Raw genomic sequence first — 25,658 nt, forward strand, 5'->3', positions numbered from 1 at the left:
GACCAACCTGATAAGATACCCGATTCGGGCGTCAGCCAATATGCAGGAATGGAGTGGGGAGCTGAAAAGGTCGTGGATCCTCGTCGGTTGAAGCTGGCCGTGCTGGGCCTCGGCGTGCTGCTCGCGTTCCCGCCCGAGGCTGGCGCCGCGCAGGACGACCTGACCGCGCTGCCCTTCGATGAGTTGCTGCTGCGCGATTTCGTGTCCGCGTCGCGGCTCGCACGCCAGGTGAGCGACTCGCCCGCGGCGGTGGCGATCGTCACCGCCGACGACATCCGCGCCTACGGCTACCGCACGCTCGCCGACGTCATCAACGGCATGCGCGGCCTCTACACCACCGACGAGCGCACCTACCACTACATGGGCGGGCGCAGCTTCGGCGACGTCGAGGACTACGCCGGCCGCGTGATGCTGCTGATCGACGGCTACGCGGTGCAGGACAACCTCTTCGACCAGGCCTACATCGACGAATCCGGCCTGATCGACCTGGAACTGGTCGATCGCGTCGAGTACGTGCCGGGAACCGGCTCGGTGACCTACGGCAACAACGCGCTGCTCGGCATCCTCAATGTCGTCACCCGGCGCGGGCGCGACTTCGACGGTGCGCGCGTGTCGGCGGAGATCTCCAGCCGCGGCGCCAGCCGCCAGCGCGCCACCTGGGGCAAGCATTTCAACAACGGCGCCGAGGTCCTGCTCTCGGCCTCGACGCTCGACGTCGATGGCCGCAACCTGTACTTCCCCGCCTACGACACGCCCGCGACCAACTTCGGCGTGGCCGAGGGGCTCGACGGCGAGCGTAACCAGCGGGTGTTCGGAAAGCTGTCGTGGTCGGGCTGGACCGTTCAGGCGGCGTGGGTGGAGCGCGAGAAGAGCGTACCCACGAACCCCTCCGCATACACCGCCTTCAACACGCCGTTCCCGACGCGCGACGAGAGCGCCTTCCTCGGGGTGCGCCACGAGACCGACCTCGGTCTGCAGCTGTATTCCTCGTCCAGTCTGATGTTGGGACGCTACGCCTACTGGAACCAGCGCGAATACGCCCTCGACGAGGACGGCGAGTACGACGACGGCGAGAAGTACGGCGTGCGCGACTACCACGGCGCGTGGTGGCGCTTCGACCAGAAGTTCGTCGGGCGCTGGTTCGTCGACCACACGCTGGTGTTCGGCGCGGAGCTGCGCGACGACCACCGCCAGTCCTTCCACCGCCGCTTCCTCTCGCCCGCTGGCGAAGTCACGGATCGTGACGACGGCGAGCTTTCGCGCCGCACCTTCAGTCTCTACGTCGCCGACGACTACCGGCTGAACCAGCAGTGGACGCTCAACCTGGGCGTGCGTCACGACGACGCCGACGATCTCGACGGCAACCTCAGCCCGCGTGCCGCGTTGATCTGGCAGCAGGATCCGGCGACGACCTGGAAGGCTTCGTACAGCGAGGCCTTCAAGATGCCCAACGCCAACGATCGGTGGACGTCCGACGACACGGCCGTCCCCGAGTACGTCGCCGCCACCGAGCTCGTGCTGCAGCGCCAGCTCGCGCCGCACACGCGCTTCACTGGCTCCCTGTACCGCTACCGGCGCAGCGACCTGCCGATCGAGAACGCGGACGGGGACGAGGTTCCCGAGGGAAGCAGCCGCGCGCGCGGCGTCGAGACCGAGATCGAGCATGCCTGGGAGCGCGGGGCGCGTGCGCGCGCCAGCGTGGCCTGGCAGCGCTCGCGCGATGTGTTCGGGCGCGACGCGGTCAACTCGCCCGACCTGCTCGGCAAGCTCGCCTTCACCTTCCTGCTGCCGGGCGAGGCGCTGCGTGCCGGCCTCGAGACGCAATATCTCGGCCCGCGCCTGACCCGCGAGCGGCGCATGCTGGGCGGGGTGACGCTTTCCAATCTGACCCTGTCCACCGAGCGCGACTGGCATGGCCTGTCGGCCTCGCTGAGCGTGCGCAACCTGTTCGATCGTGACTACGAGACCGTGTCGGGCTTCGACTGGCGGCCCGGTGACGTGGCACAGGACGGCCTGCGCATGGACGGGCGCAGCGTCTGGCTGCAGGTCGGGTACGCGCTATGAGCGCACGCAACCTGTTTTTCGGGCTCGCGCTGGCGACTTCGCAGGGCGTGCTCGCACAGGCGTTGCCCGAGTTCGACCTCAAGGCCACCTACGCCTACAACTTCGCCGTGCTCACGCAGTGGCCGCCGGCGACGCGCGCGAGCTTCAACTTCTGCGTCTATGGGGACGACGGCGTGGCCGAGGCGATGCGCCGGCTGCAGGGCAAGTCCGTGCATGGGCGCAGCGTGGCGGTGGCGCGGCTTGGTGCGCTGACCGCGATCCGTGACTGCGACCTGCTTTACGTCGGCAGGGACGAGGCGCCCAGCCTGCCACACATCGCAGCCTTGCTCGGCGATGCGCCGGTGCTGACCGTGACCGACGCAACGCAGCCGCAACCGGTCGCGGTGGTGATCGTGCCCGAGGGTCGGCGCCTGGCCTTCGAGATCGATGTCGAGCGCAGCCGCCGTGCCGGGCTCAAGCCCAGCGCGGCGCTGCTCGGGCTCGCGCGCAACCTGCGCCAGCCGCTCAACTGAAGTCGATGCGGAACTGGGTGCCGCGCGCCGGCGGCCACCTGCGCGAGGCCAGCGCTTCGAGCTCCGCGGCCGGCACCGCGCGGCTGAACAGGTAGCCCTGCAGGCTGTCGGCCTCGAGCTCGCCGAGCAGCTCGGCCTGCGCCGCGGTCTCGACGCCCTCGGCCGTGATGCGGAAGCCCAGGTGACGTGCGAGCGCGACGATCGCGCGCACGATCGCGTGGTTGTCGACGTCGTCGGGCAGGCCGCTGACGAAGCTGCGGTCGATCTTCAGCTTGTCCAGCGGCAGGCGCTTGAGGCAGCTCAGTGACGAGTACCCGGTGCCGAAGTCGTCGAGTGCGATGCCGATCCCGAGCGTGCGCAGTGCGGCCAGCGTGGCATGGGTGTCGGCATCGTCGGCCATCAGCGCACTCTCGGTGATCTCGAGCTCCAGCCGTTCGGCGGGCAGGTCACTGTCGGCGAGGGCCTCGCGGATCCTGTCGAGCAGCCCGCTGGCGCGGAACTGCACCGGCGACAGATTGACCGCGACGCGCAGGTCGAGCCCGCGGCGCTGCCATTGTGCTGCGTCATGGCAGGCGTGACGCAGCACCCAGGAGCCGATGGCGTCGATCAGGCCGCATTCCTCGGCGAAGGGGATGAACTCGAGCGGCGGCACCAGCCTGCCGTCGGGCGTCTGCCAGCGCACCAGGGCCTCGACGGTGGCGATACTGCCGTCGCGCACCTCCACCTGCGGCTGGTACATCAGCACGAGCTCGTCGTGGGCGAGCGCGCGGCGAAGCCCGGCCTCGAGTTCCACGCGATGCACCGCCTCCGCGGTCAGCGCAGGGTTGTAGTAGCGGCAGCCGTTGCGTCCGTTGGCCTTGGCGTCGTACATCGCGATGTCGGCGTGCTTGATCAGCGTGGCGGCGTCCTCGCCGTCGTCCGGGAAGACGGCGATGCCGACGCTGGTGGTGACGCAGAGCTCCTGGCCCTCGATCGCGAATGGAGCGCATATGCTGGCGCGGATGCGCTCGGCGATCGCCAGCGCGTCGTCCGGTCGGGAGATCGTCGGCAGCAGCATGGTGAATTCGTCGCCGCCGAGGCGAGCGAATTCGGCCGTGCCCATGCGATCAGTGTCGTGCGCCACGATGTCGCCCGGGCGGGTGATCGCACGCAGGCGCTCGGCGGCCTGCTGCAGCAGGGCGTCCCCTGCAGCGTGGCCGAGGGTGTCGTTGATGCTCTTGAAACGGTCCAGATCAAGGAAGAGCACGGCCAGGCGCCACTTGTTCTGAAGGGCGCGGCGGATCTCGCGCTCGAGCCGCTCCAGGAAGCTGCGCCGGTTCGCCAGCCCGGTCAGGCTGTCGAAATAGGCGAGGTGGTGGATGCGGGTCTCATACTCCTTGCGCTCGGTGATGTCGCGCAGCAGGCAGAGGGCCTCGCCGTCGTCGATTGCGCTCACCCGTGCTTCCTGGTGGCAGGGGCGTCCGGTCCGACACGCGAGAGGAAAATCCACCGTGCTCGGCTGCCGGCTGCGGCGGGCCTCGTCGAGCGCTTGCGCGAGCAGCGTCGCCACCTCGTGCGGATAGGCTTCGGCCAGGGTCTGGCCGACCGCCGGCATGCAGCAGCTGGGCACGCCCGTCGGGGCTGCGCGCAGCTCGACGATGCGGTCGGCCGCGTCGAGGCGCAGCAGGGTGTCGGGGAAGGCGTCGAGCATGGCCGCGTTGCGCGCGTTGGCCATGCGCAGCGCGGTGGCGGCGCGGGTGGCGCGCAGCACGTAGCGGACGCGGTGGCCAAGAAGCGGCCAGCTGATCGGCTTGGCGACGAAGTCGGTCGCGCCGGCCTCGAAGGCGGCCTCGATCGATGCGGTGTCGTCCATGCCGGTGACCATCAGGATCGGCAGCGCGTCGCCACAGCGGCGGCGCAGCTCGCGGCAGACCGCGTAGCCGTCCAGGCGCGGCATTTCCACGTCGAGCAGCACCATGTCGAAGGTGGCGTGCGCGAAGGCCTGCAAGGCCTCCTCGCCATCCTCGGCGACGGCGACCTCGAAGCCGCTCTTGCCGAGCGCGGCTTGCATCAGCAGGCGTGCGGTCGGATCGTCGTCGGCGACCAGGATGCGAGTCGAGCTCATCGACCGAACTCCTCGATCAGGGCATGGATGGCGTCGAGCGTGCGCGCATGCTCGGTGCGCAGCGCGGCGAGGCCGGCGCGCGCGTCGTCGATCCGGCCGTCCTTGCCGAGGCTCTCGAAGTCCTTGAGGAGGGCCGCGAGGCGTCTGGCGCCGACGTTCCCCGCGCTCGACTTGAGGCTGTGCGCGGCGCGACGCAGTCCCGCGGCGTCGCCGGCGGCGGTGGCGCGCTCGATCTCGGCGAAGGGGGGGGCGCTGCTCTCGGCATAGACGCGGAGGATGCGCGCGGCGAGTGCCATGCCGCCGTCGGGGTCGAGCTCGCGGAACTGCTCGATGAAGGTCCGATCGATCGCCGCCTCTGTCACCTCGGTCGCCTCGGCTTCGGTCGCGGCGTCGCAAGGCGTCGCCGGCGCGCTCGCGGGCGTTGCCGCCATCCAGCGCTGCAGGGTGGATTGGAGCTGCTCGAGCGCGTAGGGCTTGGCGAGAAAATCGTCCATGCCGGCCGCCAGGCAGCGTTCGCGGTTGCCTTCCATGACGTTGGCGGTGAGCGCGACGATCGGTACGCGCGGTGCGTGCTCCGATGCGCGGATTGCCGCGCTCGCCTCGTAGCCGTCCAGCACCGGCATGTGGCAGTCCATCAGGATCAGGTCGAAGGCTTCGGTCGCAGCCAGCTTCACTGCCTCTTCGCCGTCGTTGGCGACACGAACCGCGATGCCGAGCTTGGCGAGCATTGCGAGGCCGACCTGCTGGTTCACCGGGTTGTCCTCGGCCAGCAGCACGCGCCCGCCGCGCGTCGGTCGCCACTCGTCCGCAACTGCGGTGGCCGCTGGCACTGCGTCCACAGCGCGCAATGCGCTGCATAGAACCTCGAACAGCTCGGCCTGGCGGATCGGCTTGTGCACGCAGCGCAGGATGCCGGCGCGTTCGCGCTCGCGCACGCTGGCGCTGGAGTAGCTCGATGTCAGCACCACCAGGCGCACGCCGGCGAGCGCCGGGTTGGCGCGGATCGCGGTGGCCAGCTGCAAGCCGTCCATGTGCGGCATGTGCATGTCGAGTACGGCGAGCTCGAAACCCTCGCCGGCCGTGGCGGCGCGTGCGAGCCGATCCAGCGCGCCCGCGCCGTCGGCAGAGCATTCCACCTGCATGCCCCAGCCGTGGAGCTGGCGCAGCAGGATCTCGCGGTTGGTGGCATTGTCATCCACGACGAGGGCGTGCACACGCTCGAGCGCGACGTCGCAGCGCAGGGCTTCGGCGGTGCTTTGCCCCGCCGGCAGGCACAGGTCGATATGGAAGCAGGCGCCCGCTCCGGGCCGGCTGTCGACACCGATCTCGCCGCCCATCAGGCCCACCAGGCGGCGGCAGATCGCCAGGCCGAGGCCGGTGCCGCCAAACTGGCGGGTGGTGGAGCCGTCGAGCTGGGAGAACTGCTCGAAGATCTTCTGCTGCGCATGGGGCGGGATGCCGATCCCGGTGTCCTCGACGCTGATGCGCAGGCGATAGCCGTCAGTGCCCTCGCCGAGCAGACGGGCACGCACCACGACCTCGCCACGCTCGGTGAACTTGATCGCATTGTTGGCCAGGTTGCCGACGATCTGGCGCAGGCGGAAGGGGTCGCCGCGCACGCAGCGCCGCACCTCGGGGGGCAGGTCGGCGATCAGCTCCAGGCGCTTCTTCTCGGCTGGCTGGGCGAACATCGCCAGCGTGTCCTCGAGCAGGTCGCCGAGCTCGAACTCCACCGCTTCGAGCTCGAGGTGGCCGGATTCGATCTTCGAGAAGTCGAGGATGTCGTTGATGATGCCCAGCAGGTGGCGACCGGAGTTCTCGACCGCCTCGGCGAAGTGGCGTTGCTCGTGGTTGAGGCCGCTGTCGAGGAGCAGCTCGGTCATGCCGAGCACCCCGTTCATCGGCGTGCGGATCTCGTGGCTCATGGTCGCGAGGAAGTCGCTCTTGGCCTGGCTGGCAGCCTCTGCGGCCTCCTTGGCGCGCAGGAGCTCCTCGGTGCGTGTGGCGACCTCGTCCTCGAGGTGGTCGCGATGGCTTGCCAGGCGTGCATCGCGCTCGGCGATCTGGCCGAGCATGCGGTTGAAGCCACTGGCGAGGGAATCGAGCTCGATGATACGGCTGGGTTCGGCGCGCGCGCTGTAGTCCTCGGTGTGGGCGACGCGCTCCATCAGCGCAGACAGGGTCGACAGTGGCTGCAACACCGCGCGGTTGAGCCGGCGCAGCGTGTGGGTGGCGAGCAGCAGCGCGATCGCCGCGGCGAGCACCGTAATCGAGCCGTGGGCGAGCACCTGGAGGTAGAGCGGACGCAGATCGAGGTCGAGGTCGAGCACCCCGACCACGTTCCCGCCCTCGACGATCGGCTGGGTCAGGTGCAGTGTCTCGAAGCTGAAGTGCGCGTGCTCGGCCGAAAAGTCCACCGTCTCCCGGCCTTGTTCGATGAACTTGCCGTAACGCGCAAAAGGGGCTCCGGATACATCGAAGATCGCTGCGCCGCGTACGTCCGGCAGGCGCTCCAGGGTCGCGAGCACGCGCGTGGCGGCGTCGTGGTCGAGGAACATCAGGCCGGCGGCGGCATTGTCGGCAAGCACCCGCGCCATCACCCGAGTATTGCTCTCGAGCGCGAGCGTGCTGATCAAGAAGCTACCGAGGGTGATCGCCACCGCGAGCATCGCCACCGCGGCGCCGAGCGCGCGCTGGCTTACGCGGCGCAGCTTTTCGCCGAGGGTGATGCGGTTGTCGTCTTCGTCGTGGGACATCTTCATCGCTTGATTTCGGTGGCCAGATTGAGGAGCTTCGAGCTGAGCCCGAGCCCCTGGCGGCGGGCCGCCGCGAGGTTGACAGAAAAGCGGATCTGACCTGCGCTGCTGTCCATGTTCAACACCACGCCGCTCGCCAGGGCGCCCGGGCTGTCGGCCACGGTGAGGACGGGCTGGCCGTCCACGCCGTCGAGCACCCGGCCCAGGTTGCCGATCATCTGTCGGGGGACGAACACGAGCTGGCAGTCCACGAGGGCGTCGACGCTGCCCACACGCCGTACGCGCACGCTGCGTTCGCCCACCTTGCGGTCCATGAGCGCGTCGAGATGCGAGCCGAACGGGTCGCCACCATAGACGCAGATCGACAGGGTTTCACCTCCACCCTCCGGCCAGAAGGTGAAGGCGGCGAAGTTGAACAGGAAGGATGCCTTGACCCTGTACTCTTCGGCGGTGATGTCGCCCGCATGTGCGAGGTTCGCCACGCCAGCCAGCAGCGCCCCGAGGATGAACGCTCGCAGCCGGCGTCGTGGCGGGCGGATGGAAAGTGAGAGCATGCTGGGTCAGAAGCGGTAGTCGAACTTGACCCGCAGGCTGCGGCCGTCCTGGGCGATGCGGTCCATGGTGTGGATGGGCGCGCCGCCACTCGGATGGGCGTAGTCTTCGTCGAACAGGTTCATCACACTCAGTGACACCTCGGCGCCCTGGATCCAGCGCTCGGCCACCAGGTGCAGGTTCGAACGCCAGTACGCGTCGACCGTGTTGCCCGCCGGGCTGCGGCGCTTGCTGTCGTAGGCGAACTCCACGCCCATGCGCAGTGGCAGATTTGCCAGCGGAGTGGAGAAGTTCATCCGGCCGAGCATGCGCGGCGAGTTCTCCACGCGCTCGCCCGCCGCGCCGGTGGCGTGCTGGAAGGACAGGTTGCCGCGCAGGCGGGCGCCGTTGCGCCAGGTGTGGTCGGCGGAGAGCTCCAGGCCACGGCTCTCGACGCTGCCGACGGCCTGATATTGGCCGACGCTATCGGCGTCGGCGACAAGATTGATCAGGTCGTCGATCTTCCAGCGGTAGAGGGAGGCGCGCAGGTGCAGGTTGGCCGAGGCGATATGGTCGAGCACCAGCTCGGTGGTTTCGACCACTTCGCCACCCAGGCTCGGGTTGGCGCGTTGGCAGGCCCCGATCGTGCCATCCTCGATGAGGTAGGCATCGTCGTAGTACATCTGGTAGGCGTTGGGCGCGCGGTGGGCACGACCGTACAGCAGCTTGAGCGTGTTGTGCTTGCCGGCATTCCAGATCAGGCCAGCGCGCGGGCTGAACTCGGTGCCGGTGAGGTCATTGTGGTCGGCGCGCAGGCCGAGCGTGCTGGCGAAAGCGTCGGTGATCTGCCATTCGTCCTGCACGAAGAGTCCCGCGCGGTAACCGTCACGGCGGTCGCGCAGGAGGTAGCCGATGTCCGGATGGACGATGTTCTGGTCGATGCGCTGGTTGCGCTGGTATTCCGTACCCAACAGGAGCGTATGGCCGGCCACGGCGGTCGACACGAGCTGCAGCTCGGCGCCGTGCCAGGCGGCGGAGGCGGGGTACTCGTAGCCCTCGCCGTCATACATCAGGGTGCTCTCGTAGCGGTAGTCGCCGGCGAAGGCGCGCGCCGACAGCGACAAGGTGTCGGTGAGCGTGGCACCGTAGCCGAGGTGGGCGACGGTGTAGCGGTCGCCCTGGAAGGTGCCCGAGGCGAAGGCGTCGGTGCCGAACACGCCGGTGGGGTCGTCCTTGCGGCGGTCGCCGTGCGCGAGCCCGAAGGACCACGGGCCGCGGCTCGCGCTGAGGTTGAACTCCTGGTCGCGCTCGCCGTCCTGGCCGCGCACCGTAGCGCTGTCGCCATTGCCGAAGTCCATCCACAGGTCGTCGCCGTCGCTGCGCAGGACGGTGGCCGAGACCAGCAGCTCGAGCTCGTTGTCGAGGCGCTTGCCCCAGCTCGCCCGCGCCTTGCGCGTCGCCTGCGGCCACTGCCACGAAGCCGAGAACTCTCCTCCGTCGAGTGCCGCACCCTTGCGGGTGATCACATTGACGACGCCGAACATGGCGTTCTGGCCATAGATCGCGCCGCCCGGGCCGGGGATGAATTCGATGCGCTCGACCAGGTCCATGTCGAGCGGCAGCATGCGACCGAAAGGGGCGCCGTCGTACATCGGCTCGTTGACGCGCACGCCGTCGATGGTGACCAGCACGCGCGTCATGTAGTCGCCGGCGAGACCGAAGCCGCGCACGCCGACGTAGGAATACTGGCGGTCGTAGGTGGTATGCACGCCGGGGAGGGTGGCGAGCGCCTCGTCGAGCGTGCGCCAGCCGAAGCTGCGGATCTCGTCGCGGGTGATCGCGGTGACGGCGGCGGCAACGCGGTCCTTCGTCTGCTCGTATTTTGAGGCGCCGACCACCGCGACCCGCTCGTACTCTGCCGCGCTCTCCACCGGAAGCGCAATCAACTGCTCCAGGCTCAGATCAGGGGGCGCCTCGGCTGCCGCGGCGAAGGGCAGCGCGAGGGCGCCGGTCAACAGCAGCCGGGCCAGTTGGCGCCGGGCAGATATGCAGAGGTCCGCGCCAGCCACGCACCGATCAATGCCTTGGGCAGGACCGGAGGAGAAAGGCGCGAAATACATGGTGGCGGATCCTGGCCGCCAGCACGAGGCGTGGGGCGGAAGAAGATGTGCTGATCGAAGGACTATACGGCATACGCCACAGGGGCTTGAGCCGCATACGTCACACCCACCTTACGATCCCGTCCAGGATTGCCGGGAGATCAGGCAGTCAGCCCCAGCCGCCGGCAGATCTCGGTGGTCGGGCCGGCCATGTTCATGCTGTAGAAATGCAGGCCGGGCGCGCCCGCGGCGAGCAGCTTCTCGCACAGCCGGGTGACCACGTCGAGGCCGAAGGCGCGGATCGCGTCGCTGTCGTCGCCGTAGCTCTCGAAGGTCTTGCGCATCCAGCGCGGGATCTCGGCGCCGCAGGCATCCGAGAAGCGCGCCAGCTTGCTGAAGCTGCCGATCGGCATGATGCCGGGCACGATCGGCACGTCGACGCCCATCCTGCGCACCGCGTCGACGAAGTTCAGGTAGGCGTCGAGGTTGTAGAAATACTGCGTGATCGCCGAGTCGGCGCCGGCCTCGACCTTGCGCTTGAAGGCGGCGAGGTCGTCCTTCGGGCTCTTCGCCTGCGGGTGCCACTCGGGGTAGGCTGCGACCTCGATGCGGAAGCGGTCGCCCGTCTCGCTGCGGATGAACTCGACGAGCTCGCTGGCGTAGCGGAACTCGCCCGCCGCGCCGGCGCCCGAGGGCAGATCGCCGCGCAGCGCGACGATGCGGCGGATGCCGGCGGCGGCGTATTCCTGCAGGATCTCGCGGATGCTGTCGCGCGACGAGCCCACGCAGGACAGGTGTGGCGCGGCCTCGTGGCCGGCAGCGGCGATCTCCTTCACGGTCGCGAAGGTGCGCTCGCGGGTGGAGCCGCCGGCGCCGTAGGTCACCGAGAAGAAGGCCGGCTCGAGCGCGGCGAGCTTCTCCCGGGTGGCATGCAGCTTCTCGGCGCCCTCGGCCGTGGTGGGCGGGAAGAACTCGATGGAGATTTCGGGTTTCATGGTTCGCTTCGGTGGGTGTCGCCGCCCGGCCTGCGGATGGCGTGGAAGAAGAATTCGCGGTTGCCGTCGCCGCCGGTGATCGGCGAGTCGAACCAGTCGAGGATGACGAGGCCGGCGGCGTCCGCTGCGGCGCGCAGGCGGGCCTCGACCTCGGTGTAGCGCGCGGGGTCGCGCACGATGCCGCCCTTGCCCAGGCCTTGCGGGCCGACCTCGAACTGCGGCTTGACCAGCGCCAGCACGTGGCCGGCGGGTGCGAGCAGCGCGGCCCACTGCGGCAGCAGCAGGGCGAGCGAGATGAAGCTGGCGTCGCACACCAGCAGGTCGAAGCCGTGCGGCGGGTAGTGTCCGCCGAGCGCGGCGGCGTCGAGCTGGCGGGCGTTGACGCCCTCCAGGGTGACGCAGCGCCCATCGGCGCGCAGGCGCGGATGGAGCTGGTCGTGGCCGACCTCCACCCCGACCACCCTCGCTGCGCCGGCCTGCAACAGGCAGTCGGTGAAGCCGCCGGTGGATTGGCCGATGTCGAGGCAGGTGGCGCCGCGTACGTCCAGCCCGCTGCGCGCGAGCGCGCCTTCGAGCTTGAGCGCGCCGCGCGAGACGAAGCGGTCGCTGTCGGCGGGGGTGACGGCGAGCCGTGCGTCGGGCGGCAATTCCAGCGCCGGCTTGGCGACCGGCTGGCCCTCGTGGCTCACCCGCCCGGCCTCGATCAGCGCGCGCGCCGCGGTGCGCGAGGCCGCCAGCCCCTGCGCCACCAGCAGCTGGTCGACGCGCAGCAGGCCGTGGCGGTCCGCCGGGCCCTTGCCCTGCGCGGCCGGCCGCGGCTTGCCCTGGCGGGCGTGGAAGGAGTTCATGCTCATGGGCGTGAGGAGTCAGGGGGTGAGGCGTGAAAAGCCTTTGTACAGGAGCGCCGGAAGGCGCTCCTGCCGGGGGCTGCGCCGCCCCCGGGCTCAGTAGCGGTACGCGTCCGACTTGTACGGGCCTTGCTTGGGCACGCCGATGTAGGCGGCCTGCGCGTCGGTCAGCTCGGTGAGTTGCACGTTGAGCTTCTTCAGCTGCAGGCGGGCGACCTTCTCGTCGAGGTGCTTGGGCAGGGTGTACACGCCGATCGGGTAGTCGGCCGTGCGGGTGAACAGCTCGATCTGTGCGATCGTCTGGTTGGCGAAGGAGCTCGACATCACGTAGCTCGGGTGGCCGGTGGCGCAGCCGAGGTTCACCAGGCGGCCCTTGGCGAGCAGGATGATCCTCTTGCCGTCGGGGAAGATCACGTGATCGACCTGCGGCTTGATCTCCTCCCACTGGTACTGCTCGATGCTGGCGACGTCGATCTCGTTGTCGAAGTGGCCGATGTTGCAGACGATGGCCTGGTCCTTCATCTTAGCCATGTGGTCGTGGGTGATCACGTGGTAGTTGCCGGTCGCGGTGACGAAGATGTCGGCCTTGTCGGCGGCGTATTCCATCGTGACCACGCGGTAGCCTTCCATCGCCGCCTGCAGCGCGCAGATCGGGTCGACCTCGGTCACCCACACCTGGGCCGACAGCGCGCGCAGGGCCTGGGCCGAGCCCTTGCCCACGTCACCGTAGCCGGCCACCACCGCGACCTTGCCGGCGATCATCACGTCGGTGGCGCGCTTGATGCCGTCGACCAGCGATTCGCGGCAGCCGTAGAGGTTGTCGAACTTCGACTTGGTGACCGAATCGTTGACGTTGATCGCCGGGAACCTGAGCTCGCTGCGCGCGTGCATCTGGTACAGGCGATGCACGCCGGTGGTGGTCTCCTCGGTCACGCCCTTGATGTGCGCCAGCCGCGTCGAGTACCAGGTGGGGGCGGTGGCGAGCTTGGCCTTGATCGCGGCAAAGAGGATGGTCTCCTCTTCCGAGCCCGGCTTGGCCAGCACCGAGAGGTCCTGCTCCGCGCGCGCGCCCAGGTGCAGCAGCAGCGTGGCGTCGCCGCCGTCGTCGAGGATCATGTTGCTGTAACCCCCGTCCGACCATTCGAAGATGCGGTGGGTATAGTCCCAGTAGTCCTTCAGCGACTCGCCCTTGACCGCGAATACCGGGATGCCGTCGGCGGCGATGGCCGCGGCGGCGTGGTCCTGGGTCGAGAAGATGTTGCACGAGGCCCAGCGCACCTGGGCGCCGAGCGCGGTCAGCGTCTCGATCAGCACCGCGGTCTGGATGGTCATGTGCAGCGAGCCGGTGATGCGTGCGCCCTTCAGCGGCTGGCTGGCGGCGTATTCCTCGCGGATCGCCATCAGACCGGGCATCTCGGTCTCGGCGATGCGGATTTCCTTGCGGCCCCAGTCGGCAAGCGACAGGTCGGCGACGACGAAATCGGTGAATTGGGTGTCAGCCACGGCGTTCATGTGAAGCTCCATGCTATGGCCGGGCGGAAAGCGGGGGGAGGGCAGCATGTCGCTGCAGGCGGCTCACCCGACATCCCGAACCCGGCAGGGTTGAAGACGATTCGCAGGTGAGCGCCGTTGTACTGATACCCGCCGCAGGGCGGGGTCCGAGCCTGGGGGCCTGGCAGCAGCGGATGCGGCCGGCGCCTCGCAGCGCTCCTCGGAAACAAGCGAATGATACCAAAGCGGCAGGCGGGCGTGGACTCGAGGGGTCGGTTGCTGCCGCGGGCATCACGATCGCGGGGATCGCGACTGGCGTCGCTCCCACATCCGGCCCCGGTCGCCGCCGGTTCTCGCAGGAGCGACGCCAGTCGCGATCAGGCGGCCCGGCATGCGAGGCACGCAGCCGATCGCCCCGCCTATGCGCGCCTGCCGTTGCTGCGCACGATGCTGACCACGACGGTGATCACCGTGAGCGGCATCACGTAGCCCAGCATGATCCCCGAGAAGGCCGGCAGGCTGGTGTGCTGCTGGGCCTGCAGCACCAGCCAGGCGGTGTAGGCGGCGTAGTAGGCGAGGAACACGCCGCCCTCCCAGCGCGCGATCTCGCGTCCGGTGATCATGATCGGCAGGCAGGCGAAGGCCACCGCGAGCATCACCCAGAGGTCGAAGTTGCGCGCCGCCTCCGACACCGGCAGGCCGGTGCCCGAGGCGATGCCCGAGGCACCGAGCACGGCGAGGATGTTGAAGATGTTGCTGCCGACCACGTTGCCCACCGCGATGTCGCGCTGGCCGCGCATCGCGGCGACGATGGAGGTGGCGATCTCGGGCATCGAGGTGCCCACCGCGACCACGGTGAGGCCCACCACCAGGTCGCTGACCCCGAAGGCGCGCGCGAAGGCCACCGCCGCTTCCACCAACCAGTCGGCGCCGACGATCAGCATCACCAGTCCGGTCGCGATCAGCCCGACCTGCACCGCCCAGTGGCGGTCCCAGGCGGAGGTGGGGAGGTCGGTGCCGAACTCCTCCTGCACCGCCTTGGAGGCGCGCCGCGACTGCACGATCAGGAACACCGTGTAGGCGATCACCAGGGCGAACAGCACGATCGACTCGACCAGGCCCAGATGGCCGTCGAGCGCCATCACCACCAGCAGGGCCGACACGCCGATCATGATCGGGATCTCCTGGCGGATGATCTGCTCGTCCACCAGCAGCGGGGTGATCAGCGCCGAGATGCCGAGGATCAGCAGCACGTTGCAGATGTTGCTGCCGACCACGTTGCCGAGCGCGAGGTCGGGGCTGCCGGCGAGCGCCGAGCCCACCGATACCGCCATCTCCGGCGCGCTGGTGCCGAAGGCGACCACGGTGAGGCCGACGACGAGCGGCGAAACGCCGAAGGAGACCGCCAGCCGCGAGGCGCCACGTACGAGGACGTCCGCACCGACAACGAGGACGGTGAGGCCGAGGGCGAACATCAGTACTTGTTGGAGCATGGGCGACTCTGGGCGACGTGGTGGGGCAGAGACCGGGGCGGGCGTCCGCGAGTTCCGGATTCTACCGGGACGGACGCGCGGCGGTTCTGCGCAGGAGCGACGCAAGTCGCGATTGCAGCGCCCGGAACCCGCGCCAGCGCCGCAGCGCCGCCCGAGCGCGACTCGCGGCGTTCCCGCGCGCGCATTCCCGAGCGTGGCTGACCTGCGCAGGAGCGACGCAAGTCGCGATTGCAGCGCTCGGAACCCGCGCCAGCGCCGCAGCGCCGCCCGATCGCGACTCGCGTCGTTCCTGAGGGCGCTTCCGGCTCAGAGTCCGGCGTCGGCGCGCAGGGCGGCGGCCTTGTCGGTCTGTTCCCAGGTGAAGCCCGGCTCGTCGCGGCCGAAGTGGCCGTAGGCGGCGGTGCGGGAATAGATCGGGCGCAGCAGGTCGAGCGTCTGGATGATCGCCTTCGGGCGCAGGTCGAAATGCCGGCCGATGAGATCGACGATCTTCTCGTCGGCGATCCTGCCGGTGCCGAAGGTGTTGACCATCAGCGAAACCGGGCGCGCCACACCGATCGCGTAGGCGACCTGGACCTCGCACCGGTCGGCGAGGCCGGCGGCGACCACGTTCTTGGCCACGTAGCGACCGGCGTAGGCGGCCGAGCGGTCGACCTTGGACGGATCCTTGCCCGAGAACGCACCGCCGCCGTGGTGGGCCGCGCCGCCGTAGGTGTCGACGATGATCTTGCGCCCGGTGAGGCCGCAGTCGCCGTGCGGGCCGCCGACCACGAAGCGGCCGGTGGGGTTCACCAGGTAGCGCACGTCGCCCTGCATCAGCTCGGGCGGCAGCACCGGCTTGATGATCAGCTCGATCACCGCCTCCCGGATCTGCTCCTGGGTCACGTCGGGGTCGTGCTGGGTGGACACCACGACGGTGTCGATCGCCACCGGCTTGCCGTCGACGTACTTGACGGTGAGCTGGCTCTTGGCGTCCGGGCGCAGCCAGGGCAGGCGGCCATCCTTGCGCACCTCGGCCTGGCGCTGCATGACGCGGTGAGCGTAGTGGATCGGCAGCGGCATCAGGCTGGCGGTCTCGTTGGTGGCGTAGCCGAACATCAGGCCCTGGTCGCCGGCGCCCTGGTCGAGCGGGTCGTCGTTGGCGTTGTTCACGCCCTGGGCGATGTCGGGCGACTGGCGGTTGATCGCCGCCAGCACCGCGCAGCTCTTGTAGTCGAAGCCGATGTCGGAGTTGTCGTAGCCGATGCGGCGGATCACGTCCTGCGCGATCTCGCGGTAGTTGGGGTGGGCGGTGGTGGTGATCTCGCCCGAGATCACCACCAGGCCGGTGGACACCAGGGTCTCGCAGGCGACGCGCGCCTTGGGGTCTTCGGCCAGCACGGCGTCGAGGACGCCGTCGGAGACCTGGTCGGCGACCTTGTCGGGATGACCTTCGGAGACCGATTCGGAGGTGAAGAGAAATTCAGCCATTCGTGCTGCTCCTTGGAAAACAAAAATCCCCGTTGCCATGGCCTTGCGTCTGCGGCCAGCTCCGGGGATTTCGTCGAGCAGCCGACGCTTTAGCAGTACTTGGTTCGGGCGGCACCGCGGCCGCCCCACCGCCCTGCAAGTTGTCGAGTTAACTCGGCGGTGGAGCGCGGATTATAGACCGGGACGCCCGGCTGTGTAAGCATTCGGGCCTGAAGCCGGTTCCGGCATCCATATCGGATCTCAACCTGGTGCTGTCGCAAAGCGCATTCCGCCTCCTCTCTCGCCTGCCCCTGTCCTGGCTGCACCGCCTCGGTGGCTGGGCGGGCTGGCTGACCTACAAGGCTTCGCCGTCCTACGCCCGCCGCGTGCGCGAGAACCTCTTCAACGCCATCGGTCGCGAGGACGAGACGGTGCTGCGTGCGGCGATCGTCGAGGCCGGCCGCCAGGCGCTGGAGCTGCCCTTCATCTGGGGCCGGCCGGCGTCCGAGGTGGTGGCGAGCGCGGTGCGCACCGAGGGCTGGGAGCTGGTCGAGGCCGCGCGCGCCGAGGGCGCCGGCATCCTCTTCATCACCCCGCACCTGGGCTGCTTCGAGATCACCGCCCAGTGCATCGCCGCCAGGATTCCGATCACCGTGCTCTATCGCCCTCCGCGCAAGGAGGTGCTGCAACCGCTGATGGAGGCGGGCCGGGCGCGCGGACAGATGCGTACCGCGCCGGCCGATCTATCCGGCGTGCGCAAGCTGGTCAAGACCCTGCGCAGCCACGAGGCGGTGGGCATGCTGCCCGACCAGGTGCCGGGCGCGGGCGAGGGCGTGTGGTCGACCTTCTTCGGCAAGCCGGCGTGGACGATGACGCTGGCCGCGCGCCTGGCGGCGGTGAAGGGCGTGCGCGTGATCTACACCTGGGCCGAGCGCCTGCCGCGCGGCGAGGGCTACGTGTTCCGCCTGCAGGCGCCTGCCGAGGCGCTCACCGGCGACATCGACACCGACGTCGCGATCATCAACCGCGAGGTCGAGCGCATGATCCTGCAGTGCCCGCAGCAGTACCTGTGGGGCTACAACCGCTACAAGGGTCCGCGGCGCGAGCGCGAGGACGCCGCCCCGCAGGGGGATGCGGGCGCCGATGCCGCCAACCCCTCGGCGACCACTTCCGCCGCCGACCCCGCCGGCACGGACGCGGAGCGCGCGCCATGAGCCGCCTGGTCATCGGCCTGATCTGGCTGCTGCACTGGCTGCCGCTGGTGCTGCTCGCACGCGTGGGAAGCGGTTTCGGCCGGCTGCTCTACTGGGTGGTGGTGCCGCGCCGCAAGGTCGCGCTGACCAACCTGCGGCTGTGCTTTCCCGAGCTCTCCGAGCCCGAACGGCGCGCGCTGGCGCGGCGCAACTTCGCCCTCATCGGACGCAGCATGCTCGAGCGCGGCCTGGCCTGGTGGGCGAGCCCCGAGCGCCTGCGCGCCACCGTCCGCATCGAGGGCCTGGCGCACCTGCAGCGCCTGCGCGCCGAGGGCCGCCCGGTGTTGCTGCTGGCGCCGCACTTCCTCGGCCTCGACATGGCCGGCACCCGGCTCACGCTCGAGGGCGACTTCGTCAGCGTGTATTCGCCGCAGAAGGACAAGGTCTTCGACCACTGGCTGCACCATGGCCGCAGCCGCTTCAACGACCAGCTGCTGCTGTCGCGCCACGATGGCGTGCGCGCCACGGTCAAGGCGATGAAGTCCGGCCGCCCTTTCTATTACCTGCCCGACCTCGACTACGGCCGCAAGGAGTCCATCTTCGTGCCCTTCTTCGGCGTGCAGGCGGCGACCATCACCGGCCTGCCGCGCCTGGCGCGCCTGGCGGGTGCGGCGGTGGTGCCCTGCATCACCCGCATCCTGCCCGGCGGACAGGGCTACGTGCTGGAGCTCGGCGCGCCCTGGGCCGACTATCCTTCGGACGACGTCGAGGCCGACACGCTGCGCATGAACGCCTGGCTCGAAGGCGTGGTGCGCACCATGCCCGAGCAGTACTACTGGGTGCACCGCCGCTTCAAGACCAGGCCCGAGGGCGAGCCGCGGATCTACTGAAACACTGGAACAGCAAGATGAAACTGCGCTTCACCAAGATGCACGGCCTGGGCAACGACTTCGTCGTCATCGATGCCACGCGTGCGCCGGTCGACCTCACCCCGGCGCGGGTCAAGGCGATCGCCGACCGCCATTTCGGCGTCGGCTGCGATCAGCTGCTGGTGGTCGAGCCCGCCGCGCGGCCGGATGTCGATTTCCGCTACCGCATCTTCAACGCCGATGGCGGCGAGGTCGAGCAGTGCGGCAACGGCGCGCGCTGCTTCGTGCGCTTCGTGCATGACAAGGGGCTCACCGACAAGGCCGAAATCCGTGTCGAGACCCGCTCCGGCATCATCGCGCCGCGCCTGCGCGCGGACGGCCTGGTGACGGTGGACATGGGCGTGCCGGAGCTGGCGCCGGCGAAGGTGCCGTTCGTGTCCGACTCGGACGCGGTCGTGCAGCCTTTGCAGGTGGGCGGCGACACGGTGGCGATCACCGCGGTGTCGATGGGCAACCCGCACGCGGTGCAGGTGGTGGCCGACGTCGATGCCGCGCCGGTGGTGGAGCAAGGCGCGCGGATCGAGCGCCACGAGCGCTTCCCGGCGCGGGTCAATGCCGGCTTCCTGCAGGTGGTCGATGCGCACGAGGTGCGTCTGCGCGTGTTCGAGCGTGGCGCCGGCGAGACCCTGGCCTGCGGAACCGGCGCCTGCGCGGCGGTGGTGGCGGGCATCCTGCGCGGCCTGCTGGAGACGCCGGTGCGGGTGCATACCCGCGGCGGCGAGCTGGAGATCGCCTGGGACGGCCCGGGCACGCCGGTGCGCATGACCGGACCGGCGGTCACGGTTTTCGAGGGCGAGATGGAGCTCGCCTGAGGGAGCCCGCCCGAGTCCGGATTTTGCCGGGCCGGACGCGATGCGCCTGTGCGGCATCGTGCCGGCCGACTCGCGGCCGACCGCGCCGGATGCGGCGGCCATCCACGAACGATCGACGCGGGGCGGCAGCCGCCTCGCCTGGAGCAGCATCGATGAATGCAGAAGATGTCGCACGCTACCTGCGCGAACACCCCGATTTCCTCAACCAGCATCACGAGCTCTTCAGCGAGCTCACCGTGCCGCATCCGCAGCATGGCGGCCAGGCGATCTCGCTCGCCGAGCGCCAGCTCCATGCCCTGCGCGACAAGATCCGTGCGCTCGAACTCAAGCTTGCCGAGCTGATCCGCTTCGGGGAGGAGAACGACGACATCAGCACCAAGGTGCACCGCCTGTCGGTCGCGCTGCTGCAGGCGGGCTCGGCCGCCGCGGTGCGCCAGGGCCTGGCCGACAGCCTGCGCGACGACTTCTCCGTGCCGCACGTCAGCCTCAAGCTGTGGGGAGAGGTCGGGGGCGGGGTGGTGCACACCGAGGCCTTCGGCGTCGGCGAAGCGGCGCGCCGCCAGGTCGAGAACCTGCGCCACCCATGGTGCGGGGTGCCCGAGAGCATCGAGATGACGAGCTGGTTCGGCGAGGCCGCGCCGCACATCCGTTCGCTGGCGTTGATGCCGCTGCGCGTAGGCGGCAACTGCATCGGCCTGCTCGCGCTCGGCAGCGCCGAGCCCGAGCGCTTCTACGCCGGCATGGGCACGCTCTACCTGGGCCGCATCGCCGACCTCGCCGCCGCGGCGCTGGCGGCGCGCGCGGGCTGAATCCATGGGCCCGCGGCGGTCCGCCGAGGCGCCGGCCGCGCTGCCCGAGCGCATGCAGGCCTGGCTGGCCTGGCTCGCCACCCAGCGCCGGGTCTCGCCGCTGACGCTGACCGCCTACCGCGCCGGCCTGCAGGCCTTGCTGCGCCTCGCCGAGGAGCACCCGCCCGAATCCTTGCAGCCCGCCGACATCCGCCGCTTCGTCGCCCGCCTGCATGGCGAGGGCCAGCAGGGGCGCTCGATCGCCCGCCATCTGTCGGCGTGGCGAGGCTTCTACCGCTGGTTGGTGCGCGAGCACGGCGTGCGCATCAATCCGGCGCTCGGCATCCGTCCGCCCAAATCCCCCTCGACGCTGCCGCGCGTGCTCTCGCCCGAGCAGGCGAACGCGCTGCTCGATCCAGAGCCGCAGAATTTGCTAGAAATTCGGGATATTGCGATGTTCGAGCTTTTTTATTCTTCCGGTTTGCGAGTTGCGGAACTCGCCGGACTCGACATCGATTCCGGGCTGGACCTCGCCGAGGGCCTGGTCACGGTCACCGGCAAGCGCCAGCGCCAGCGCACCGTGCCGGTGGGCGGCAAGGCGATCGCGGCCCTGCGCCCCTGGCTGGAGATCCGCGCCGGCCTCGCTGCGGCGGGCGAGCGCGCGCTGTTCGTGACCCGCGACGGCCACCGCCTGAGCACCCGCGGCATCGCCAGCCGGCTGGGCACGCGCGCTCAGGCGCTCGGGCTCGGCGTGCATGTGCATCCGCACATGCTGCGGCACAGTTTTGCGAGTCATCTTCTGCAATCGAGCGGCGATCTTCGCGCTGTCCAGGAACTGCTCGGCCACGCCAGCATCCGCAGCACGCAGATCTACACGCATCTCGATTTCCAGCATCTCGCCGCGGTGTACGACGCGGCACATCCGCGCGCGCGCAAGTAGTCCGTCACGCGCTCGCCACCCCGGCGCGCACGCCCCGATCCGGGGAATCGCAGCGGCAGAAGAGGGCGGTTGGGGTCACAATATGACTCTCCCCATTATGGGTATTCCCGAGTATTGAGCCCGTTCGGCTTGGGTTATGCTCATGGCGTCTGTTAATTTAAGAATTTTCTAAAAAACGCCGCTAGCTCCCGGAATCAACAAAAAAGGGTGAAGCGTGCCATGACAGCCCAATGAGCCCAACAGCGCACCCGGAACACCCGAATGCGGCGTCGGCACGCCGCACGATCAAGGCGGTCGCGCTCGTGCTCGCGCGCCACGAGATCCGCAGCTTGCGGCGCTGGTTCGAAGACTTCGACCGCGACATCCTGCTCCCCATCCTGCTCGGCGAGATCGCACTGCATAATATCGGCGCCTTGCAGAACGGCGTCGCGCGCCGCGAGAGCACCCGTCCGATCACCGCGACGCCCTCGGTGCCGCGCGACACGCGCCCGGCGGATTGCGGCCTCAAGCCCTGCAACGCCTACTCGATCGCCGCCGCCACCGGTCTGCCGCGCGAGACGGTGCGGCGCAAGATCGGGCGCCTGATCGAGCTGGGCTGGATCTGTCGCGAAGACAACGGACACCTCTTCATCACCGAGATCGCGCTCGAGCAGTTCGGCTCCATGCTCAGCTCGCGCGCGCTCGGCGAGCTCCTCGAAACGGCCGACCACGTCCGCACCCTGCTCGACGACGAGCACGACTGAAGCAGGCCGCGCGCAGGGGCGTGCAGGCTTCTGCAGGAGGGACGCGAGCCGCAGCAGCCTCGCGCCGGGCAACGTGTGGCTTTGCGGCCGCAGTGCTCCCTACGAACCCGTGCGCAAGGGCGCTCGATATTCCGGATTCGGCCCCACCTCGGCGCGCGCCAGCGCCGCGCCGATCAGCACCAGGGCGGCGAGCAGCAGGGCGAAGTGGCGGCGCTGCGCTGCCGGGCCGGGCAGGCGGCGCGGCATCGAGTAGTACATCGCGTGAAGATAGCCCGCTCCCGCGGTGGCGAGCGCCAGCAGTCCGGCGCCGAGCAGGCGCGAGGCGAGCGGATCGAAGCTGCGCCCGATCGAGGGGTCCCACTGTGCGGGCATGAAGAACTCGGGCGCTCGCACCAGCAGGAACATCCCGCCCAGCACGCACAGCATCAGCATCACCACCTGCAGCGAGCGCACGGTCGGCCCCGTCGCCTACTGGAAGAGGTCGCCGCCGATGCGCGGCGGCACGAGGCCGAAGTGCTGCCAGATCGACTGCGTCGCCATGCGCCCGCGCGGGGTGCGCTGCAGGTAGCCCTGCTGGATCAGGTAGGGCTCGATGACGTCCTCGATGGTGTCGGTCGATTCGCCGATCGCCGCGGCGATGTTGTCGAGGCCGACCGGGCCGCCGCCGAATTTCTCCAGCATCGCCGACAGCAGCTTGCGGTCCATCAGGTCGAGGCCCAGGTTGTCGACGTCCAGCATGCGCAGCGCCGCGTCCGCGACCGCGGCGGTGATGCGGCCACCCGCCTTCACCTCGGCGTAGTCGCGCACCCGGCGCAGCAGGCGGTTGGCGATGCGCGGCGTGCCGCGCGCGCGGCGGGCGATCTCGAGCGCGCCGTTGTCCTCGATTTCCACATTGAGCAGGCGCGCCGAGCGTCCGACGATGAAGGCGAGCTCGTCCGCGGTGTAGAACTCCAGCCGCGACACGATGCCGAAGCGGTCGCGCAGCGGGTTGGTGAGCATGCCGGCGCGGGTGGTGGCGCCGACCAGCGTGAAGGGCGGCAGGTCGAGCTTCACCGAGCGTGCCGCCGGGCCCTCGCCGATCATGATGTCGATCTGGAAGTCCTCCAGCGCCGGGTAGAGGATCTCCTCGACCACCGGCGACAGGCGGTGGATCTCGTCGATGAAGAGCACGTCGTGCGGTTCGAGGTTGGTGAGCAGCGCGGCGAGGTCGCCGGCGCGCTCGAGCACCGGGCCGGAGGTCTGGCGCATGTTCACGCCCATCTCGGCGGCGACGATGTGGGCGAGCGTGGTCTTGCCCAGCCCGGGCGGGCCGAACAGCAGCACGTGGTCGAGCGCCTCGCTGCGATTGCGCGCCGCCTGGATGAAGATCTCCAACTGTTCGCGGATCTTCACCTGGCCGACGTACTCGGCCAGGCGCTTGGGACGCAGCGCGCGCTCGATCGCGTCTTCCTGGCGGTCGGCGGGGGCGGCGGAGATCAGGCGCTCGGCGGGGGCGGCAGCCTTGAGCTTGTCGGTTTCGATCATGGGCGTGTCCTGGCCGAGCTTGCAGGGCGGCAGCCGACGGCGTGGCGAGCGGGGTGCATGCGCGTCATGCCTTCGACAGCGCCTTCAGCGCCTGGCGGATGCCGTCCGAGACGCCGACGTCCTCGGCCAGCCCCTTCATCGCGGACAGCGCCTCGCGTTCGTTGTAGCCGAGCGCGAGCAGGGCGTTGAGGATGTCGCTCTTCGCGTCCGGGGCTGCGCCCGGTGCGGCCGCGGCGAGTCGCGCGCCCGTCATGCTGGGCAGCGCCTTGCCGAGCTTGTCGCGCAGCTCGAGCAGCAGGCGCTCGGCGGTCTTCTTGCCGATGCCGGGGATCTTCACCAGCCGCCCGGCCTCCTGCAGCGCCACCGCCTGGGCGAGGTCGTTCACCGACAGCCCGGACAGCACCGCAAGCGCCATGCGCGCGCCCACGCCCGAGACCTTGAGCAGCTGGCGGAAGGTGGCGCGTTCTTCCTCGGTGGCGAAGCCGAACAGGAAGTGGCCGTCCTCGCGCACGACGAAGTGCGTGTGCAGGCTGACCGTGCCGCCGGTGGCGGGCAGGTTGTAGAAGGTGCTCATCGGCACGTCGATCTCGTAGCCGACGCCGTGGGCGTCGACGAGGATCTGCGGCGGGTTCTTTTCCAGCAGGGTGCCGGTGATGCGTCCGATCATGAGGGGCGGGCGTGCGAAATGCGGATGTGCAAGTCTAGCAGGCCGCAGGCGTGCGGCCTGCGGTTTCATACAGCAGCGCGGGCCGGGGTGCGGCGTTTCGTGCGGCGCTACCGCTCCATTCATCGCCTTATCGCGACTCGCGTCGCTCCTACGGGCGCGTCGGAGAACCCGCCGTTCTTGTAGGAGCGACGCGAGTCGCGATGGCGGCCCGGGAGATTCGTATCGATGCCCAATCGAGGAGCCGATCGCGACTTGCGTCGCTCCTACGGGCGCGTTGGAGAACCTGCCGTTCTTGTAGGAGCGACGCGAGTCGCGAGTGCGGCCCGGGAGATTCGTGTCGATGCCCGGTTGAGGGGCCGATCGCGACCTGCATCGATCCTGCGGAGTTTGCCGAAGCCATGTCGTTCCTCCAGGGGCGGCCGGCGGCGCGAGGCGCGGCCGGGCTGGGGTAGAATCGGCGGCCTTCGCGCGTGGCGCGGCGCTTCGACGCCGGCGTTGCGAGCGGCAAAGAGAACAATCGAGGAGACCCCATGCTGCAGATGAAGAAGCTGTCCGTCGCGTTCGCCCTGTGCGGCGCTGCCGCCCTCAACGCCACCGCCCACGCCGCCGACATCAAGGTCGGTATCGCGCTCGACCTCTCCGGTCCCTTCTCGGCGCTCGGTGCCGAGGCGCGCGACGGTTTCGAGCTGGCGATCGAGAAGCTCGGCGGCAAGCTCGGCGGCCAGCCGGCGGAGTTCATCCGCAGCGACTTCGGCGGCAACCCGGAGCAGGCCAACCAGCTCGTCGCGCGCTTCCTGCAACGCGACGGCATCCACTTCTTCACCGGCCCGATCGGCTCCAACGCCGCGCTCGCCGTCGGCCCGGCGCTGTTCGCCGCCAAGGTGCCCTACCTGTCGGCCAACCCCGGTCCGAGCGCCTACGCCGGCGAGAAGTGCAGCCCCTGGTTCTTCGCCCAGTACCAGAACGACACCTACGACGAGGCCGCCGGCAAGGTCGCCAACGAGAAGGGCTACAAGAACGTCCTGCTGATCGCGCCCAACTACCCGGCGGGCAAGGATCATCTGAATGGCTTCAAGCGCCTGTACAAGGGCGCGGTGAAGGACGAGATCTACACCAAGCTCGGCCAGATCGACTACGCCGCCGAGATCGCGCAGATCCGCGCCGCCAAGCCGGACGCGGTGTTCTTCTTCCTGCCCGGCGCGATGGGGATCAACTTCGTCAAGCAGTTCGTCGGTGGCGGCCTCGAGGACATCCCGCTGATCGCCCCCGGTTTCTCGGCCGACGAGGACGTGATCCAGGCGGTGGGCGAGCCGATGCTCGGCGTGCTCAACACCGCGCACTGGACGCACGACCTGCAGAACCCCGCCAACGCCGCGTTCGTCGCCGCCTTCCGCCAGAAGTACGCCGGGCGCTACCCGTCGGTGTATGCGGCGATGGCCTACGACACCCTGATGGCGATGGACGCCGCGGTGCGCGACGTCGGTGGCAGGATCGACGACCGCGACGCGGTGCTGAAGGCGCTCAAGAATCCCAGCTTCAAGTCCCTGCGCGGCGAATTCCAGTACGGCGCCAACAACTTCCCGGTGCAGAACTACTATCTGCGCGAGGTCGGCAAGGACGCCGAGGGCCGCATCACCAACAAGCTGGTCGGCACCACGCTCGAAAAGCACCAGGACGCCTACGTGGGCGCGTGCAGGATGTGAGACCCGAGGTCCGCGCG

The 25,658-nt window shown here is 69.4% G+C and carries 21 protein-coding genes and 1 riboswitch; of the genes, 9 read left to right on the top strand and 12 right to left on the bottom strand.

The genetic code is table 11. The annotated features are described in order from the left end of the window. Window positions 1-48: 48 nt before the first annotated feature. Window positions 49-2,064: a TonB-dependent receptor plug domain-containing protein gene (locus PO78_RS14815; protein WP_043744858.1), complete on the top strand. Its 2,016-nt coding sequence runs from the start codon at window positions 49-51 to the stop codon at window positions 2,062-2,064. Further along, the gene (locus PO78_RS14820) at window positions 2,061-2,576 is read left to right on the top strand and encodes a YfiR family protein (protein ID WP_004300241.1); all 516 of its coding nucleotides are present in this window, start codon (window positions 2,061-2,063) and stop codon (window positions 2,574-2,576) included. The genes PO78_RS14815 and PO78_RS14820 overlap by 4 nt, the downstream gene beginning before the upstream one ends. Here the strand turns inward: PO78_RS14820 and PO78_RS14825 are convergent. From PO78_RS14825 to metK, 9 genes are all read right to left on the bottom strand, one after another. Further along, complete coding sequence (locus PO78_RS14825; protein ID WP_043744860.1) at window positions 2,569-4,680, bottom strand: putative bifunctional diguanylate cyclase/phosphodiesterase; 2,112 nt, start codon at window positions 4,678-4,680, stop codon at window positions 2,569-2,571. The two genes, PO78_RS14820 and PO78_RS14825, sit on opposite strands and share 8 nt — an antisense overlap. Continuing rightward, window positions 4,677-7,442, bottom strand: a complete 2,766-nt coding sequence (locus tag PO78_RS14830) for a response regulator (RefSeq protein WP_012586175.1) — start codon at window positions 7,440-7,442, stop codon at window positions 4,677-4,679. The genes PO78_RS14825 and PO78_RS14830 overlap by 4 nt, the downstream gene beginning before the upstream one ends. Next, entirely contained in the window at window positions 7,439-7,990 is a 552-nt protein-coding gene (locus PO78_RS14835; protein WP_012586174.1) for a YfiR family protein, read from the bottom strand. The genes PO78_RS14830 and PO78_RS14835 overlap by 4 nt, the downstream gene beginning before the upstream one ends. 6 nt (window positions 7,991-7,996) lie before the next feature. Then, on the bottom strand, window positions 7,997-9,982 hold the full coding sequence (locus tag PO78_RS14840; RefSeq protein WP_144312185.1) for a TonB-dependent receptor plug domain-containing protein: 1,986 nt from the start codon (window positions 9,980-9,982) through the stop codon (window positions 7,997-7,999). Between the two features lie 245 nt (window positions 9,983-10,227). Continuing rightward, window positions 10,228-11,061 carry a methylenetetrahydrofolate reductase [NAD(P)H] gene (metF, locus tag PO78_RS14845; protein ID WP_004300233.1) on the bottom strand — a complete coding sequence of 278 codons (834 nt, stop codon included), beginning with the start codon at window positions 11,059-11,061 and terminating at the stop codon, window positions 10,228-10,230. Beyond that, on the bottom strand, window positions 11,058-11,915 hold the full coding sequence (locus tag PO78_RS14850; protein ID WP_043744863.1) for a TlyA family RNA methyltransferase: 858 nt from the start codon (window positions 11,913-11,915) through the stop codon (window positions 11,058-11,060). The genes metF and PO78_RS14850 overlap by 4 nt, the downstream gene beginning before the upstream one ends. A gap of 90 nt (window positions 11,916-12,005) precedes the next feature. Then, window positions 12,006-13,421, bottom strand: a complete 1,416-nt coding sequence (gene ahcY, locus PO78_RS14855) for an adenosylhomocysteinase (RefSeq protein WP_043744866.1) — start codon at window positions 13,419-13,421, stop codon at window positions 12,006-12,008. 102 nt (window positions 13,422-13,523) lie between these two features. After that, a riboswitch (S-adenosyl-L-homocysteine riboswitch) is annotated at window positions 13,524-13,628 on the bottom strand. Between the two features lie 191 nt (window positions 13,629-13,819). Then, the gene (locus PO78_RS14860; RefSeq protein ID WP_004315759.1) at window positions 13,820-14,893 is read right to left on the bottom strand and encodes a calcium/sodium antiporter; all 1,074 of its coding nucleotides are present in this window, start codon (window positions 14,891-14,893) and stop codon (window positions 13,820-13,822) included. Between the two features lie 306 nt (window positions 14,894-15,199). Further along, a complete protein-coding gene (metK, locus tag PO78_RS14865; RefSeq protein WP_004315758.1) occupies window positions 15,200-16,363 on the bottom strand; it encodes a methionine adenosyltransferase in 1,164 nt (387 codons plus the stop codon). 248 nt (window positions 16,364-16,611) lie between these two features. On the opposite strand from metK, the gene PO78_RS14870 reads away from it, so the two are divergent. The 6 genes from PO78_RS14870 to PO78_RS14895 all read left to right on the top strand — a co-directional run bounded on the left by PO78_RS14870 (window position 16,612) and on the right by PO78_RS14895 (window position 21,747). Beyond that, window positions 16,612-17,556: a lysophospholipid acyltransferase family protein gene (locus PO78_RS14870; protein ID WP_004315757.1), complete on the top strand. Its 945-nt coding sequence runs from the start codon at window positions 16,612-16,614 to the stop codon at window positions 17,554-17,556. Further along, window positions 17,553-18,425: a lysophospholipid acyltransferase family protein gene (locus tag PO78_RS14875; RefSeq protein WP_004315756.1), complete on the top strand. Its 873-nt coding sequence runs from the start codon at window positions 17,553-17,555 to the stop codon at window positions 18,423-18,425. The genes PO78_RS14870 and PO78_RS14875 overlap by 4 nt, the downstream gene beginning before the upstream one ends. 17 nt (window positions 18,426-18,442) lie before the next feature. Then, complete coding sequence (gene dapF / locus PO78_RS14880) at window positions 18,443-19,276, top strand: diaminopimelate epimerase (RefSeq protein WP_004315755.1); 834 nt, start codon at window positions 18,443-18,445, stop codon at window positions 19,274-19,276. A 152-nt stretch (window positions 19,277-19,428) separates the two neighbouring features. Continuing rightward, complete coding sequence (locus PO78_RS14885) at window positions 19,429-20,085, top strand: DUF484 family protein (protein ID WP_004315753.1); 657 nt, start codon at window positions 19,429-19,431, stop codon at window positions 20,083-20,085. Window positions 20,086-20,089: 4 nt separating this feature from the next. After that, window positions 20,090-21,004, top strand: coding sequence for a tyrosine recombinase XerC (gene xerC, locus PO78_RS14890; RefSeq protein ID WP_004315752.1), 915 nt, complete (start codon window positions 20,090-20,092; stop codon window positions 21,002-21,004). 230 nt (window positions 21,005-21,234) lie between these two features. Then, a complete protein-coding gene (locus PO78_RS14895; protein ID WP_004315751.1) occupies window positions 21,235-21,747 on the top strand; it encodes a hypothetical protein in 513 nt (170 codons plus the stop codon). Window positions 21,748-21,846: 99 nt separating this feature from the next. On the opposite strand, the gene PO78_RS14900 is transcribed toward PO78_RS14895, so the two are convergent. The 3 genes from PO78_RS14900 to ruvA all read right to left on the bottom strand — a co-directional run bounded on the left by PO78_RS14900 (window position 21,847) and on the right by ruvA (window position 23,938). Further along, complete coding sequence (locus PO78_RS14900; RefSeq protein WP_043744869.1) at window positions 21,847-22,200, bottom strand: hypothetical protein; 354 nt, start codon at window positions 22,198-22,200, stop codon at window positions 21,847-21,849. A gap of 15 nt (window positions 22,201-22,215) precedes the next feature. Then, the gene (gene ruvB, locus PO78_RS14905; protein WP_004315749.1) at window positions 22,216-23,271 is read right to left on the bottom strand and encodes a Holliday junction branch migration DNA helicase RuvB; all 1,056 of its coding nucleotides are present in this window, start codon (window positions 23,269-23,271) and stop codon (window positions 22,216-22,218) included. 64 nt (window positions 23,272-23,335) lie between these two features. Beyond that, window positions 23,336-23,938 carry a Holliday junction branch migration protein RuvA gene (gene ruvA / locus PO78_RS14910; protein WP_004315748.1) on the bottom strand — a complete coding sequence of 201 codons (603 nt, stop codon included), beginning with the start codon at window positions 23,936-23,938 and terminating at the stop codon, window positions 23,336-23,338. A gap of 530 nt (window positions 23,939-24,468) precedes the next feature. Here ruvA and PO78_RS14915 point away from each other — a divergent pair. Then, window positions 24,469-25,641, top strand: coding sequence for an ABC transporter substrate-binding protein (locus tag PO78_RS14915; RefSeq protein ID WP_043744871.1), 1,173 nt, complete (start codon window positions 24,469-24,471; stop codon window positions 25,639-25,641). Window positions 25,642-25,658 lie beyond the last annotated feature (17 nt).

The organism is Thauera sp. SWB20 (assembly GCF_000831325.1).
Lineage (GTDB): Bacteria > Pseudomonadota > Gammaproteobacteria > Burkholderiales > Rhodocyclaceae > Thauera > Thauera aminoaromatica.

What these genes read in the sequence shown, in the direction of transcription:
- metK (WP_004315758.1), bottom strand. Translation starts at nt 16,363, where the DNA reads ATGGCTGAATTTCTCTTCACCTCCGAATCGGTCTCCGAAGGTCATCCC.
- PO78_RS14860 (WP_004315759.1), bottom strand. Translation starts at nt 14,893, where the DNA reads ATGCTCCAACAAGTACTGATGTTCGCCCTCGGCCTCACCGTCCTCGTT.
- ruvB (WP_004315749.1), bottom strand. Translation starts at nt 23,271, where the DNA reads ATGATCGAAACCGACAAGCTCAAGGCTGCCGCCCCCGCCGAGCGCCTG.
- PO78_RS14915 (WP_043744871.1), top strand. Translation starts at nt 24,469, where the DNA reads ATGCTGCAGATGAAGAAGCTGTCCGTCGCGTTCGCCCTGTGCGGCGCT.
- PO78_RS14875 (WP_004315756.1), top strand. Translation starts at nt 17,553, where the DNA reads ATGAGCCGCCTGGTCATCGGCCTGATCTGGCTGCTGCACTGGCTGCCG.
- PO78_RS14825 (WP_043744860.1), bottom strand. Translation starts at nt 4,680, where the DNA reads ATGAGCTCGACTCGCATCCTGGTCGCCGACGACGATCCGACCGCACGC.
- PO78_RS14830 (WP_012586175.1), bottom strand. Translation starts at nt 7,442, where the DNA reads ATGAAGATGTCCCACGACGAAGACGACAACCGCATCACCCTCGGCGAA.
- ahcY (WP_043744866.1), bottom strand. Translation starts at nt 13,421, where the DNA reads ATGAACGCCGTGGCTGACACCCAATTCACCGATTTCGTCGTCGCCGAC.
- dapF (WP_004315755.1), top strand. Translation starts at nt 18,443, where the DNA reads ATGAAACTGCGCTTCACCAAGATGCACGGCCTGGGCAACGACTTCGTC.
- PO78_RS14850 (WP_043744863.1), bottom strand. Translation starts at nt 11,915, where the DNA reads ATGAGCATGAACTCCTTCCACGCCCGCCAGGGCAAGCCGCGGCCGGCC.
- PO78_RS14835 (WP_012586174.1), bottom strand. Translation starts at nt 7,990, where the DNA reads ATGCTCTCACTTTCCATCCGCCCGCCACGACGCCGGCTGCGAGCGTTC.
- PO78_RS14895 (WP_004315751.1), top strand. Translation starts at nt 21,235, where the DNA reads ATGAGCCCAACAGCGCACCCGGAACACCCGAATGCGGCGTCGGCACGC.
- PO78_RS14815 (WP_043744858.1), top strand. Translation starts at nt 49, where the DNA reads ATGGAGTGGGGAGCTGAAAAGGTCGTGGATCCTCGTCGGTTGAAGCTG.
- PO78_RS14820 (WP_004300241.1), top strand. Translation starts at nt 2,061, where the DNA reads ATGAGCGCACGCAACCTGTTTTTCGGGCTCGCGCTGGCGACTTCGCAG.
- xerC (WP_004315752.1), top strand. Translation starts at nt 20,090, where the DNA reads ATGGGCCCGCGGCGGTCCGCCGAGGCGCCGGCCGCGCTGCCCGAGCGC.
- ruvA (WP_004315748.1), bottom strand. Translation starts at nt 23,938, where the DNA reads ATGATCGGACGCATCACCGGCACCCTGCTGGAAAAGAACCCGCCGCAG.
- PO78_RS14885 (WP_004315753.1), top strand. Translation starts at nt 19,429, where the DNA reads ATGAATGCAGAAGATGTCGCACGCTACCTGCGCGAACACCCCGATTTC.
- metF (WP_004300233.1), bottom strand. Translation starts at nt 11,061, where the DNA reads ATGAAACCCGAAATCTCCATCGAGTTCTTCCCGCCCACCACGGCCGAG.